This is a genomic window from Flavobacterium sp., from assembly GCF_021151785.1.
GTDB lineage: Bacteria > Bacteroidota > Bacteroidia > Flavobacteriales > Flavobacteriaceae > Flavobacterium.
Map to the genome: position 1 here is coordinate 18,108 of NZ_JAGKWP010000012.1, position 13,409 is coordinate 31,516.

A 13,409-nucleotide genomic window follows, 5' to 3' on the forward strand; every position below is an offset into this window, starting at 1 on the left:
ATGTTAATTTTTATTTTTGTCTGAAATAAATATCAATAGGTACACCACTAAAATTATAATGTTCTCTTAGTTTGTTTTCAATAAAACGCTTGTAGGGATCTTTTACATATTGAGGTAAATTAGCAAAAAACACAAACTGAGGTGTTGGCGTTGGTAATTGCATACAATACTTAATTTTAATATATTTCCCCTTCAAGGCTGGTGGTGGATAAGCTTCGATAATAGGCAACATTAATTCATTAAATTTAGAAGTTGCTACTCTTTGTTTTCTATTTTCAAATACCTCAACGGCGGCTTCTAATGCTTTTAACAAGCGCTGTTTTTCTTTGGCTGATACAAAGATAATTGGCACATCTGTAAATGGAGCTATTTCTTCTCTTATCTTTCTTTCATAATCTCTTGCGGTCATCGTATCCTTTTCAATTAGATCCCATTTATTCACCAAGATTACAATTCCTTTTCTATTTTTTTCAGCCAACCAGAAAATGTTTTGGTCTTGACTTTCAAATCCTCTAGTAGCGTCGATTACTAAGATACAAACATCGGAATGCTCAATAGCTCTTACCGAACGCATTACAGAATAAAATTCTAAATCTTCTTTTACCTTTGCTTTACGACGAATACCCGCAGTATCAACTAAATTGAATTCAAATCCGAAACGATTGTATTTGGTATCAATTGCATCACGAGTAGTTCCAGCAATATCAGTTACCACAAATCGATCTTCTCCAATCAACGCATTGATAATCGATGATTTACCTGCATTAGGTCTTCCTACTACAGCAAATCTTGGCAATGGATTTTCTTCATCTTGTACTTGTGGTAATTCAGGTAAAACTTCTACCAGTTTATCTAATAAGTCTCCAGTTCCACTACCATTCATCCCTCCAATAGCAAAATATTCACCCAATCCTAAGTTATAAAATTCTAGTGCATCATTGGTTCTTTTAGCACTGTCGACTTTATTAACTACCAAAATTACAGGTTTAGTTACTTTTCGCAACAACTTTGCTACTTCTACATCCATAGGAGTAATACCTTCTTCTACATCAACCATAAACAATATAGCATCTGCTTCATCAATTGCTAATTCTACTTGTTTACGAATTTCGCCTTCAAAAACATCATCAGAACCTTTGATATAACCACCCGTATCAATCACAGAAAACTCTTTTCCATTCCATTCACTTTTCCCATAATTTCGATCACGAGTTACTCCACTCACTGAATCAACAATGGCGTCTCTACGCTTGATTAAACGGTTAAAAAAAGTGGATTTCCCTACATTAGGTCTCCCTACAATGGCTACAATATTATTCATAATTTTATTTTCAACTAATGGGCAAAGGTACTACTAAATCTTGTAATATCAATTTTTTTACTATATTGTGGGCACTATTTTAAATAGAACGACCCATGGAAGCACAAAATGACATTCGCCTTCGTTTACGTTTTTACAAGAATGTATCCGAAAGTAAAGAATCTGTAAGAGCCAAATTTGAGGCTTATAAACAGGTGATGTCACCCGATTTTTTAATGAAAATTAGAGGCAATCATATTCAATTTACGGTTTCTGGAGAGAAACACTACTATTGGTCGCCTCATCTAACCATTGAACTAGAAGATTTAGAAGGAAGTAACGAACAAGGAACTCATATTCGTGGTTTATTTGGTCCTGCTCAAACCTTATGGACGTTTTTCATATTTTTACATTTCATATTAGCAGGTATCTTTTTAACTTTTTCAATGTTTGCATTTACTAATTTCACTCTAAAAAAACCAGTAACTACAGACTTGATTGTAATGGGACTTATGCTAGCTTGCTGGGTACTTCTTTATTTCATTGGAAGACAAACAAGAGAAAATGGCTATGGTCAAATGGAAGAATTAGAAGCAGAATTTAATAAAATAATCAACTAAAAAATCCCGATTATTTTTACTTAATCGGGATTTTTTTATTTTTGATTGTATCCAAAACGTTTCAATTGGTAAGCGCTGTTTCGCCAATCTTTATTGATTTTCACAAATAATTCCAAATGGATTTTTTTTGCAAAAAACTGTTCTAAATCTTCTCTAGCTTGAATGCCTACTTTTTTTAAAGCTGATCCTTTATGCCCGATAATGATTCCTTTCTGAGTTTCACGCTCCACCATGATTACTGATTTAATTCGAATGATGTTCTCCTCTTCTTTGAACTCCTCAGTTTCCACTTCACAAGAATAAGGAATTTCCTTGTCATAATTCAAAAGAATTTTTTCTCTAATGGTTTCATTTACAAAGAAACGCTCAGTTTTATCGGTTAATTGATCTTTAGGATAAAAAGGAGGCGATTCGGGTAATAGTTCAATTATTCGATTGTATACATTTTCAACATTAAAATTCTCTAATGCTGAAATAGGATAAATCTCCGCATTAGGTACTTTTTCTTTCCACCAGTGTACTTGTTGTTCTAAAAGTTCTTGATTGGATTTATCAATTTTATTCAGCAACAACAAAACAGGTACTTTTGCATGAATGATTTTATTAAAAAAAGCCTCGTCTTTCAATTCCTTCTCACCTACTTCTACCATGTAAATCAGGACATCAGCATCTGTAAAAGCGGTTTTTACAAAATCCATCATAGAAGATTGCAATTCGTAAGCTGGTTTGATAATCCCGGGAGTATCTGAAAAAACTATTTGATAATTTTCATCATTTACAATTCCAAAAATCCGGTGGCGCGTGGTTTGTGCTTTACTTGTTATAATTGACAAACGTTCGCCTACCATGGCATTCATTAAGGTTGACTTTCCTACATTGGGATTACCAATAATATTTACAAATCCTGCTTTGTGCATTCTATTTTATTTAATCATTTAACTTTACCTATTTGTGCCATCATGTATATTGAAATACTATATAAAGGTTTTAAAACTGGCATCCTATATCTAAGTAATTATTTTGCAAAGGTACGTAATGCAAACTAGAAATTGGAATTACGAACGGCTAATTACGTTTAAATTTAACCTGATGTATTACATTCAAAAAAAACCTTCAAAATAAGTTTCTTGAAGGTTGATTGATTATTTTAATAATTCTAAAATTCTGTGTTCTACCACTTCAGTATCCCAAATTTCTTCAATAGATTCCATATTTAATATTTCTTCCATGATTTTATTTTGTTTATCTCCTTCAGCTAAAGCCTCGGAATAAGGTTGATGACTGAAGGTAACTCGTGAATACAACGGAATCCATTTATCAGGATGTTTTTCTGAAAACCATTTTTCAATTTTCTTTTGCAATAAAAACCTTGTGTCTGCGGTTTTTGCACTCATCTCCATAAAATTACGATAAGACAATTCAGCAATAGCATCAGCATTTGGTTTTCTTGAATTTTCATATTCATTCAGTAAATTTGCCCAATCATCACCATATTTCTCCATCATTTCTTCTAAAACCGTTATATCTTCAAATCCAGCATTCATCCCATGACCATAAAAAGGTACAATGGCATGACAGGCATCTCCAATTAAAGCGACCTTATCACTATAAGTCCATGGAAAACACTTCATAGTTACTAGATAGCTCGTAGGGTTTTTAAAGAAATCTTCAACTAAATTTGGAATTACTTCTTTAGTATCAGGAAAATGCTGTGCAAAGAAATCCACTAATTGCTCTTTTGTTTTTAATGACTCAAAGGAATTTTCTCCATCATGGGGCATAAACAAAGTACACGTAAAACTTCCATCTAAATTAGCTAATGCCATTAACATGAAGTTTCCTCTTGGCCAAATATGCAAAGATTTTTTATCTAACTTGTGCGAACCATCAGAATTAGCTGGAATATTTAATTCCTTGTATCCAATATTTAAAAACTCTTGTGAGTAATTGAACATACTTTGTCTTTGCATACGATGCCTAATTCTTGAAAAAGCCCCATCTGCTCCGAAAACTAAATCATATTTCAACTCAGTCCATTCGCCTCGTTCCTCTTCTCCCATATGTAGAGTCGCATCAGTCAGCGTAACATCCCAAATTTTACTTTCAAAGAAAAATTCGACCCCTGCTTGTTCAGCTAAATCTACCATTTTCTTATTCAACAAACCGCGAGAAATGGAATAGATAACCTCTCCATCTAAGCCATAAAACTGATTGGTTACTCTATCTGTACCTGTGTGAATAGCCCTTTTTTCAACTGGAATTCCAATTCCTAGAATTTCATCCTCTAAACCTACATTTTTGAGGGTTTTTATCCCTCTATCTGATAAAACTAAGTTTATTGAACGACCTGAAAAATTAATTTTTCTAATATCTGGACTTCTATCAAATATATGTACCGTATGTCCTCTTCTTTTAAGATAAATTCCCAACAAGGTTCCAACTAAACCAGAACCTACTATTGCGATTTTTTTTGGCGTTTGCATTGTAGTAAATCTTGTTATGCAAATTTATCCTTTTTATTTCTAAAATAGATACAAAATTTAGAATTGTTTTCACAAATAACATTCTCACAAAATCACACTATAGGATAAAACTTGTTTAAAATTCTATACGTTGCCCCACATTCATTCGATTACTTTTAGCTAAAACACCACACATATGAAATAACATTCTTGCCCCCACATTTCCATCCCAATCATCATGCTCACCTGGCGCTACTTCAACCAAATCAAATCCAATAATTTCTTTACCTGAATTAGCCAACAAATTAAATAAATAAGTTGCTTGCTCAAAAGCAAATCCACCTGGAACTGGCGTACCTGTGTTAGGACAATACCATGGATACATGCCGTCTATATCAAAAGAAATACACACTTTTTGAGGTAATTGTGCAATTATTTCTTCACATTGTTGCTTCCAAGTTTTACCTTCAAATTGTTCTTTTTTCAAATCTGAGTCAGTGTAAACTTTTACTCGTCCATTTGACTTCTTAACAACATCTACTTCTTGCTCACAAAAATCACGAATACCTACTTGGACAATTTTTGACACTTGAGGTAATTGCAAAGTATTGTACATAATTGACGCATGTGAATAAGTAAACCCTTCATAGGCAATTCTTAAATCCATGTGTGCATCTAAATGTAAAATTCCAAAATCAGTATACTGGGCTGCTAAAGCTTCATAATACCCAAGTGGTGTGCTATGATCTCCTCCTAACAAAACAACTTTTTTCCCTTTATCTAACCAAAATTGAATACGCTCTTTTACTTCAGAATGCAAGTCTCTACAAACTTTATTAATTTTATCTAAATCCGATTGAAGCACAGGAAAAGTAGCCACATCTTCTCCATTTTCTAAAGCTTCAATTATGGGTTGGGCTAAATCCTTATACTTTGCAGAATTCTTTGCCCAATGACTTGGAGCCTCATCCATGTATATTCCCAACTTCCATAATTCAGGAAAATCTTGATGTAATAAATCTACTTGAAAAGAAGCATCTAGAATGGCCGCTGGTCCTTCAGAAGCACCTGCACCATAACTCACAGTTACTTCCCATGGAACTGGCACTACAATAATTTCACTTTCTTCAGCTGTAAAAGGCAATCCAAAAACAGTAGCATCAGCTAAACCAGGCTGCGATGGATCAAAATTTTCAATTTTTTGTTGTTTAGTCATTTTTCAAATTAAGCTTTACTATTAATAAGTTTTTTTAGTATTTGACCAAAATCATACATATCCTCAAATGAAGTATAAAATGGTACAGGAGCTAATCGAATAACATTGGGTTCTCTCCAATCTGTTATTACTCCATTTTGCATAAGCGCATTGAATAATTCTTTTCCTTGACCATGCAAATAGACAGACAATTGGCAGCCTCTTTCATTTTGATTAGCGGGCGTTATCACTTCAAATTCTGCAGATGCTACCTCTTTATCTATTTCATGAAGAATAAATTCCAAATAAGATGTAATTTGATTTCGCTTTTGGATTAATTTTTCCATACCTACTTCTTCAAACATTTCAACTGAAGCGAGATAAGGAGCTAATGATAAAACGGGTAAATTACTCACTTGCCATCCATTTGCACCTTCCACAGGATCAAATGTTGGTTCCATTAAAAATCGACGTTCTTTATTGTGTCCATACCAACCTGCAAATCGTGATAATTCCTTATTCTTATGATGCTTTTCATGAACAAAGTAACCTGAAGCATTTCCTGGTCCAGAATTCATGTATTTATAACTGCACCAAGCAGCAAAATCTACCCCCCAATCATGCAATTGCATTTCAATATTACCAGCAGCATGAGCTAAATCCCATCCTACAAATGCTCCTTGATTATGCCCCGCTTTTGTTATTGTTTCCATATCAAACACTTGACCGGTATAGTAATTAACACCACCAATTAAAACCAAGGCTAATTCATCTCCTACTTCTTCTATAGTTTTTATAATATCATCATGTGAAATATTCAATTGTCCGTCACGTCTTTTTACTTCTACTATAGCTTCTGACGGATTAAAACCTAAGCTTTTGGCATGAAATGCAACCTGAGACTGCAACATATATTGATCTGATGGAAATGCTTTTTCCTCACATACAATTTTGAAACGTGACTTTGTTGGTTGATAAAAAGACACCATTAACAAATGTAGATTAACAGTTAATGTATTCATTACACCTACCTCAGATGTTTTTGCTCCAACAATTTTACTTAGCGGCCCGCAGAATCTTTCGTGATAATCCCACCAAGGCTTCTTTGAAAAGAAATGACCTTCTACAGCCATATTTGCCCAATCATTCATTACTTCATCCACATACGCCTTGGTACGTTTAGGTTGCAAACCTAAAGAATTTCCAGTGAAATAAATAACATTTTTCCCGTTGTGTTGTGGAAAAATAAATTCGTTTTTATATGCTGCTAATTCATCTTGAGCATCTAATTGTTGTGCAAATTCACGCGAATTTATAAAGTTCATAGTGTTTGTTTTTTTGGTTTTGTAAAAGTATTGAAAAAGTTATGAAAGATAAAACAGGAAGCTTTGAACTTATTCAAAAAAAAAATCTCACTTTTTAGAAGTGAGATTATATATTCATTACTATATTTTATAAAATTAACATGGCGTCTCCATAAGAGTAGAAACGATATTTTTGTTCCACTGCTTCTTTATATGCTTTCATCATTAAATCGTGACCACAAAACGCTGATATCATCATTAATAATGTTGACTTTGGTGTATGAAAATTAGTCACCATACAATCGGCAATGCTAAAATCGTAAGGAGGATAAATAAATTTATTGGTCCACCCTACATAAGGATTTAATGTTTTCATTGACGAAACCGAACTTTCCATGGCGCGCATAGAAGTTGTTCCTATACAACATACTTTCTTCTTATTAACTTTAGCTTGGTTTACGATATCACATGCTTCTTGTGTAACATACATTTCCTCTGAATCCATTTTGTGTTTCGATAAGTCTTCCACTTCAACTGGATTAAAAGTACCAAGTCCCACATGCAATGTTACTTCAGCAAAATTAATTCCTTTAATTTCTAAACGCTTCATTAAATGCTTAGAAAAATGCAATCCAGCTGTTGGAGCTGCGACAGCCCCTTCTTCTTTAGCATAAATTGTTTGATAACGCTCTGCATCTTCTGGGGTCACATCGCGATTAATGTATTTAGGAATTGGTGTTTCACCTAACTCTACTAATTTTTGACGGAATTCTTCATAAGAACCATCATATAAAAATCGCAATGTTCTTCCACGAGAAGTTGTATTATCAATTACTTCAGCTACCAAAGAATCATCATCACCAAAATATAGTTTATTCCCAATTCTAATTTTACGTGCTGGATCTACTAATACATCCCACAGACGTTGCTCTGCATTTAATTCTCTTAACAAAAAAACTTCAATTCTTGCACCTGTTTTTTCTTTATTTCCATATAATCTTGCTGGAAAAACTTTGGTATTATTCAACACCATCACGTCACCATCATCAAAGTAATCGATAATGTCTTTGAACATTTTATGCTCGATTTCTCCTGTTTTTCTGTGCACTACCATTAAGCGAGATTCATCTCTGTTTTCAGCAGGAAACTCTGCCAATAATTCTTCAGGTAGGTTAAAATTAAAATTAGATAATTTCATATTAAAATTAGAATTTAGAAATTAGAATTTAGATTTTGTCTAAATTTAGCTTGCAAATATACAATCTGAGAATAGGGGTTGTCAAGTAAATTGCTATTTATTTTACAATTAGTTTTTCTTGATACTGAAATAGCCTGTTTATTGGTATTAAAATTTGAAAAAAGAACGTAAAGGTTAGCTTCTTGTATTCATTTAGTTCATTTTTTAAATTGAGGAAGTACAGATGAAAGAAAGTCCAAAAAAAAGCCTCGATTTCTCGAGGCTCACTTCTTTATCTTTTATCCATATCAACAAACGGTCGTAACGGATATCCTGTATACACCTGACGTGGTCTTCCGATAGGTTCTTTATTCACACGCATTTCTTTCCATTGTGCAATCCAGCCTGGCAGACGTCCGATAGCAAAGAGAACGGTAAACATATCTGTTGGAATTCCAAGTGCGCGATAGATAATTCCTGAGTAGAAATCAACATTTGGATATAATTTTCTATCTACAAAATAAGGATCTACTAAAGCCGCTTCTTCTAACTGTTTAGCAATATTTAAAATAGGATCATCCACTCCCAATTGTGCTAACACTTCATCTGCTGCTTTTTTGATGATTTTTGCTCTTGGATCAAAATTTTTATATACACGATGTCCAAATCCCATTAATCGGAATGGATCTTCTTTATCTTTTGCTCTAGCTAATGCTTTTTGCGCATCACCCCCGTCCTTTTGAATTTGCTCTAACATTTCCAAAACAGCTTGATTAGCTCCTCCGTGTAAAGGCCCCCATAAAGCTGAAACACCAGCTGAGATTGAAGCAAATAGTCCAGCGTGAGAAGAGCCAACAATTCTTACTGTTGAAGTAGAACAGTTTTGCTCATGATCTGCGTGTAGAATAAACAATTTATCTAATGCATTGATAACTGTTTGATTGGTTTTATAAGGACCTGTAGGTAATTCAAACATCAGACGCATGAAGTTTTCTACATAACCTTTCGTATTGTCATAATAATTTAATGGGTATCCCATCATCTTTCTGTATGTCCATGTTGCGATTACTAGGAATTTACCCATCGTTTTACAGATGGCCTCATACATTTCTTTATCATTTTCTACATTTACCACTTTTGGATTAAATGCAGTTAATGCACTCGTTAATGAAGACAATACACCCATAGGATGTGCTGTTTTAGGAAAACCATCAATGATGTTTTTCATTTCTTCATTTACTAATGTATACTTTCTAATATCGTTTTCAAATTGTTCTAATTTTTGCTTAGTTGGCAATTCACCGAAAATAATTAAATAAGACACTTCTAAGAAATCTGCTTTTTCGGCTAATTCTTCAATAGCGTATCCTCTATATCTTAGGATTCCTTCTTCACCATCTAAAAAAGTAATTTCACTTTTACACGAACCTGAGTTTTTATAACCTGGGTCAATAGTAATAGCTCCAGTTGCTGCACGCAACTTTTCAATATCGATAGCTACCTCATTTTCACTTCCTACAATAACAGGAAACTCATATTTCTTGCCATCTAATTCTAATATTGCAGTATTTGACATGTTTATAATATGTATTTTTTTATGAATAATTATGTTTTCTGCGAATTTAGCAAATATATCTTGAAATGTAAAATTATTAAATAGATAATATGCATATTTAGTATATACAAAATCTATTGATTTTCTTAACTTTTTGTTAATTATGCAAATTAACATCTATAAAAAAAGCCGATATTAAAAATATCGGCTTAAAATACATTTTTATATTATTTATTTTCTAACCTTAAATGCTTTCTCTTTAGGAAAATAAGCAACATCAGCTAATTCTTCTTCAATTCTCAATAACTGATTGTATTTCGCCATACGATCAGAGCGAGATGCAGAACCCGTTTTAATTTGTCCACAGTTTAATGCTACGGCTAAATCAGCAATAGTATTATCTTCAGTTTCTCCAGAACGATGAGACATAACTGAAGTATAGCCTGCATTATGAGCCATATTTACTGCGGCAATGGTTTCAGATAAAGTTCCGATTTGATTCACTTTGATTAAAATTGAATTAGCAATTCCTTGCTCAATTCCTTTTGACAAACGCTCTACATTAGTCACAAACAAATCATCACCTACTAATTGTACTTTATCACCTATTTTTTCAGTCAATAATTTCCAACCATTCCAGTCGTCTTCATACATACCATCTTCTATTGAAATGATAGGATATTTTTCTGTCAATTCAGCTAAATAAGTGGCTTGTTCCTCAGAAGTTCTTACTTTACCAGTAGCACCTTCAAATTTAGTATAGTCATACTTACCTTCAACATAAAATTCAGAGGCAGCACAATCTAGAGCTATCATAACGTCCTGACCAAAAGAATAACCCGCATTTTCAACTGCTAATTTAATAGAATCTAAGGCATCTTCAGTTCCACCTGCTAAATTTGGAGCAAATCCTCCTTCGTCTCCTACCGCTGTTGATAAATTTCTATCATGTAGTACCTTTTTTAAATGGTGAAAAATTTCAGTTCCCATTTGCATAGCATGAGAGAATGATTCAGCTTTTACAGGCATAATCATAAATTCTTGAAAAGCAATAGGTGCATCAGAGTGCGAACCTCCATTGATAATATTCATCATAGGTACAGGCAATGTATTTCCTGAAACTCCGCCTACATATCTATACAACGGCATTCCCAATTCATTAGCTGCCGCTTTTGCCACGGCCAAAGAAACACCTAAAATGGCATTAGCTCCTAAGTTAGACTTATTTGAAGTTCCGTCTAGTTCAATCATCATTTTATCAATAGCATTTTGTTCAAATACAGACATACCTACTAATTCTGAAGCAATTGTTGTATTAACATTTTCAACCGCTTTAAACACACCCTTACCCATGTATGCCTTTCCTCCATCACGTAATTCTACCGCTTCATGCTCTCCTGTTGATGCACCACTTGGAACAGCTGCCCTTCCTAAAACACCATTTTCAGTAATTACATCAACTTCAACTGTAGGATTTCCTCTTGAATCTAATATTTGTCTTGCGTGAACTTTAATAATAATACTCATATTTTCTCTTTTTATAATTAAGCTATTTACAAATGTATTAAAGTAAAATAAAAATGTAAATATTTTTTGTAAACAAAATCGTTTTAGTTTTTAGAAGCTTTTATATTAGCAATAAATTGATCAAACAAATAGCTAGAATCATGTGGTCCAGGACTAGCTTCAGGATGGTATTGCACTGAAAAACAATTTTTAGATTTCATTCGCATTCCTGCCACAGTTCCGTCATTTAAGTGCACATGAGTTAATTCGAAATCTGGATGCTGATCCAAATCTTCACGCACAACAGCAAATCCGTGATTTTGTGAAGTAATTTCACCTTTACCAGTCACTAAATTTTTAACAGGATGATTAATTCCTCTATGACCATTAAACATCTTATAGGTAGAAATTCCATTTGCTAATGCTATAATTTGATGTCCTAAACAAATACCAAACAGAGGTTTATTATCATTTAAAATTTGCCTAGCTACTTCCTGTACACCATGTAATGGATCTGGATCTCCTGGCCCATTGGACAAAAAATAGCCATCTGGGTTAAAAGATTTTAACTCCTCAAAAGGAGTATCAAATGGAAAAACCTTTATGTAACAATCTCTATTGGCTAAATTTCTTAAAATATTAGTCTTAATCCCTAAATCCAATGCTGAAATTCTATACGATGCATCTTCACTCCCGAAATAATAGGATGCTTTAGTAGAAACTTTAGAAGCTAATTCCAGACCTTTCATATCTGGCATTGCTGCTAATTTATCTTTAAGCTCTTCAATTGGAGTTCCATCAGTACAAATAACACCATTCATAGCTCCATTATCTCTTATATAACTTACTAATGCTCTGGTATCTACATCAGAAATAACAACTAAGCCATGTTTAGAAAAATAATCATATAAGCTTTCAGTCGCATCAGGACGTGAATAATTAAAACTAAAATTTTTACAAACAAGACCTGCAATTTTCACTCCATCAGATTCAACTTCATTTGAATTAACACCATAATTACCAATATGCGCATTGGTTGTAACCATAATTTGTCCAAAATAAGAAGGATCAGTGAAGATTTCTTGATAACCTGTTGTCCCTGTATTAAAGGCAATTTCGCCAAAAGTTGTACCCGAAATTCCTATCGATTTACCATAAAAAATGGTACCATCTTTTAAAAGTAAGACAGCTTGAGTTTTGTTAATATATTTCATGTTGTGTTGTTGAAAGGTGCAAAGTTAAATATTAATTACTAGATATAAAAAAAAGGATAAACAATTACGTTTATCCTTTTTTTATTTATTTGAAATACTGCATCACTATTCAGTAGCTTCAGAAGTTTCGTTTGATTCAGTAGCAGGAGCTTCAGCAACAGGTGCATCTGCTTTTTTAGTTCTACCTCTACGAGTTGTTTTCTTAGCCTCATTTTTAGTAGCGTTATATAACGTATTGAAATCTACTAATTCAATCATTGCCATATCAGCATTATCCCCTAAACGGTTACCCAATTTAATAATACGAGTATACCCACCTGGACGATCACCAACTTTAGCAGCAACTTCTCTGAATAACTCAGTAACAGCATATTTGTTTCTTAAATAAGAGAAAACAATACGTCTATTGTGAGTGGTATCTTCTTTTGATTTTGTTACTAATGGCTCAACAAATTGTTTTAAAGCCTTAGCTTTTGCAACAGTAGTGTTAATACGTTTGTGCTCGATTAACGAACAAGCCATATTAGCCAACATAGCTTTTCTATGCCCTGTCTGTCTACTTAAATGGTTTACTTTTTTTCCGTGTCTCATGACGTAATTATTTAGCCTTCATCTTGCTTCAATCCTCTTTGGAGAGCAAAATATGAAGTAATTTATTCTTTATCTAATTTATATTTTGACAAATCCATTCCGAAGGTTAATCCTTTAACTGCAACTAATTCATCTAGTTCAGTTAAAGATTTTTTACCAAAATTACGGAATTTCATTAAGTCATTTTTATTGAAAGATACTAAATCTCCAAGTGTATCTACTTCAGCCGCTTTTAAACAATTTAACGCTCTAACTGATAAATCCATATCAACAAGTTTAGTTTTTAACAACTGTCTCATGTGTAAAGATTCTTCGTCATAAGACTCAGTTTGAGCAATTTCATCAGCCTCTAACGTTATTCTCTCATCAGAAAACAACATAAAATGATGAATTAGAGTTTTAGCAGCTTCAGTTAATGCATCTTTTGGATGAATTGAACCATCAGTAATGATTTCAAAAACCAATTTTTCGTAGTCTGTTTTTTG

Annotated in this window: 12 protein-coding genes; 1 reads left to right on the plus strand and 11 read right to left on the minus strand. The window is 33.2% G+C overall.

What is annotated here, in order from left to right; genetic code table 11:
• Positions 1 to 10: 10 nt before the first annotated feature.
• Complete coding sequence (gene der, locus QZ824_RS02395) at positions 11 to 1,321, minus strand: ribosome biogenesis GTPase Der (RefSeq protein ID WP_291274441.1); 1,311 nt, start codon at positions 1,319 to 1,321, stop codon at positions 11 to 13.
• A gap of 95 nt (positions 1,322 to 1,416) precedes the next feature.
• Between der and QZ824_RS02400 the strand changes: the two genes are divergently transcribed.
• On the plus strand, positions 1,417 to 1,920 hold the full coding sequence (locus QZ824_RS02400; protein WP_291274442.1) for a hypothetical protein: 504 nt from the start codon (positions 1,417 to 1,419) through the stop codon (positions 1,918 to 1,920).
• A gap of 35 nt (positions 1,921 to 1,955) precedes the next feature.
• Here the strand turns inward: QZ824_RS02400 and era are convergent, their stop codons facing one another.
• From era to QZ824_RS02450, 10 genes are all read right to left on the minus strand, one after another.
• Positions 1,956 to 2,837, minus strand: coding sequence for a GTPase Era (era, locus tag QZ824_RS02405; protein WP_291274443.1), 882 nt, complete (start codon positions 2,835 to 2,837; stop codon positions 1,956 to 1,958).
• A gap of 225 nt (positions 2,838 to 3,062) precedes the next feature.
• Positions 3,063 to 4,403 (minus strand): NAD(P)/FAD-dependent oxidoreductase, encoded by a 1,341-nt coding sequence (locus QZ824_RS02410; RefSeq protein WP_291274444.1) that lies wholly within the window; start codon positions 4,401 to 4,403, stop codon positions 3,063 to 3,065.
• 115 nt (positions 4,404 to 4,518) lie between these two features.
• A complete protein-coding gene (locus tag QZ824_RS02415; RefSeq protein ID WP_291274445.1) occupies positions 4,519 to 5,598 on the minus strand; it encodes an agmatinase family protein in 1,080 nt (359 codons plus the stop codon).
• A gap of 8 nt (positions 5,599 to 5,606) precedes the next feature.
• Positions 5,607 to 6,902: a kynureninase gene (gene kynU, locus QZ824_RS02420; protein WP_291274446.1), complete on the minus strand. Its 1,296-nt coding sequence runs from the start codon at positions 6,900 to 6,902 to the stop codon at positions 5,607 to 5,609.
• A 127-nt stretch (positions 6,903 to 7,029) separates the two neighbouring features.
• Positions 7,030 to 8,079, minus strand: coding sequence for a tRNA preQ1(34) S-adenosylmethionine ribosyltransferase-isomerase QueA (gene queA, locus QZ824_RS02425; protein WP_291274447.1), 1,050 nt, complete (start codon positions 8,077 to 8,079; stop codon positions 7,030 to 7,032).
• Positions 8,080 to 8,350: 271 nt separating this feature from the next.
• On the minus strand, positions 8,351 to 9,634 hold the full coding sequence (locus QZ824_RS02430; RefSeq protein ID WP_291274448.1) for a citrate synthase: 1,284 nt from the start codon (positions 9,632 to 9,634) through the stop codon (positions 8,351 to 8,353).
• Positions 9,635 to 9,844: 210 nt separating this feature from the next.
• Positions 9,845 to 11,140, minus strand: coding sequence for a phosphopyruvate hydratase (eno, locus tag QZ824_RS02435; protein WP_291274449.1), 1,296 nt, complete (start codon positions 11,138 to 11,140; stop codon positions 9,845 to 9,847).
• An 83-nt stretch (positions 11,141 to 11,223) separates the two neighbouring features.
• Positions 11,224 to 12,333 (minus strand): glutamine-hydrolyzing carbamoyl-phosphate synthase small subunit, encoded by a 1,110-nt coding sequence (gene carA, locus QZ824_RS02440; RefSeq protein WP_291274450.1) that lies wholly within the window; start codon positions 12,331 to 12,333, stop codon positions 11,224 to 11,226.
• Between the two features lie 105 nt (positions 12,334 to 12,438).
• Positions 12,439 to 12,924 (minus strand): 50S ribosomal protein L17, encoded by a 486-nt coding sequence (rplQ, locus tag QZ824_RS02445; RefSeq protein ID WP_291274451.1) that lies wholly within the window; start codon positions 12,922 to 12,924, stop codon positions 12,439 to 12,441.
• A gap of 62 nt (positions 12,925 to 12,986) precedes the next feature.
• Positions 12,987 to 13,409: DNA-directed RNA polymerase subunit alpha C-terminal domain-containing protein (locus QZ824_RS02450; RefSeq protein ID WP_291274452.1), on the minus strand; the 423-nt coding region annotated here is incomplete at its 5' end.

Excerpts from the sequence above, each read along its gene's own strand:
- der (WP_291274441.1), bottom strand. The coding sequence starts at position 1,321 with ATGAATAATATTGTAGCCATTGTAGGGAGACCTAATGTAGGGAAATCC.
- QZ824_RS02400 (WP_291274442.1), top strand. The coding sequence starts at position 1,417 with ATGGAAGCACAAAATGACATTCGCCTTCGTTTACGTTTTTACAAGAAT.
- era (WP_291274443.1), bottom strand. The coding sequence starts at position 2,837 with ATGCACAAAGCAGGATTTGTAAATATTATTGGTAATCCCAATGTAGGA.
- QZ824_RS02410 (WP_291274444.1), bottom strand. The coding sequence starts at position 4,403 with ATGCAAACGCCAAAAAAAATCGCAATAGTAGGTTCTGGTTTAGTTGGA.
- QZ824_RS02415 (WP_291274445.1), bottom strand. The coding sequence starts at position 5,598 with ATGACTAAACAACAAAAAATTGAAAATTTTGATCCATCGCAGCCTGGT.
- kynU (WP_291274446.1), bottom strand. The coding sequence starts at position 6,902 with ATGAACTTTATAAATTCGCGTGAATTTGCACAACAATTAGATGCTCAA.
- queA (WP_291274447.1), bottom strand. The coding sequence starts at position 8,079 with ATGAAATTATCTAATTTTAATTTTAACCTACCTGAAGAATTATTGGCA.
- QZ824_RS02430 (WP_291274448.1), bottom strand. The coding sequence starts at position 9,634 with ATGTCAAATACTGCAATATTAGAATTAGATGGCAAGAAATATGAGTTT.
- eno (WP_291274449.1), bottom strand. The coding sequence starts at position 11,140 with ATGAGTATTATTATTAAAGTTCACGCAAGACAAATATTAGATTCAAGA.
- carA (WP_291274450.1), bottom strand. The coding sequence starts at position 12,333 with ATGAAATATATTAACAAAACTCAAGCTGTCTTACTTTTAAAAGATGGT.
- rplQ (WP_291274451.1), bottom strand. The coding sequence starts at position 12,924 with ATGAGACACGGAAAAAAAGTAAACCATTTAAGTAGACAGACAGGGCAT.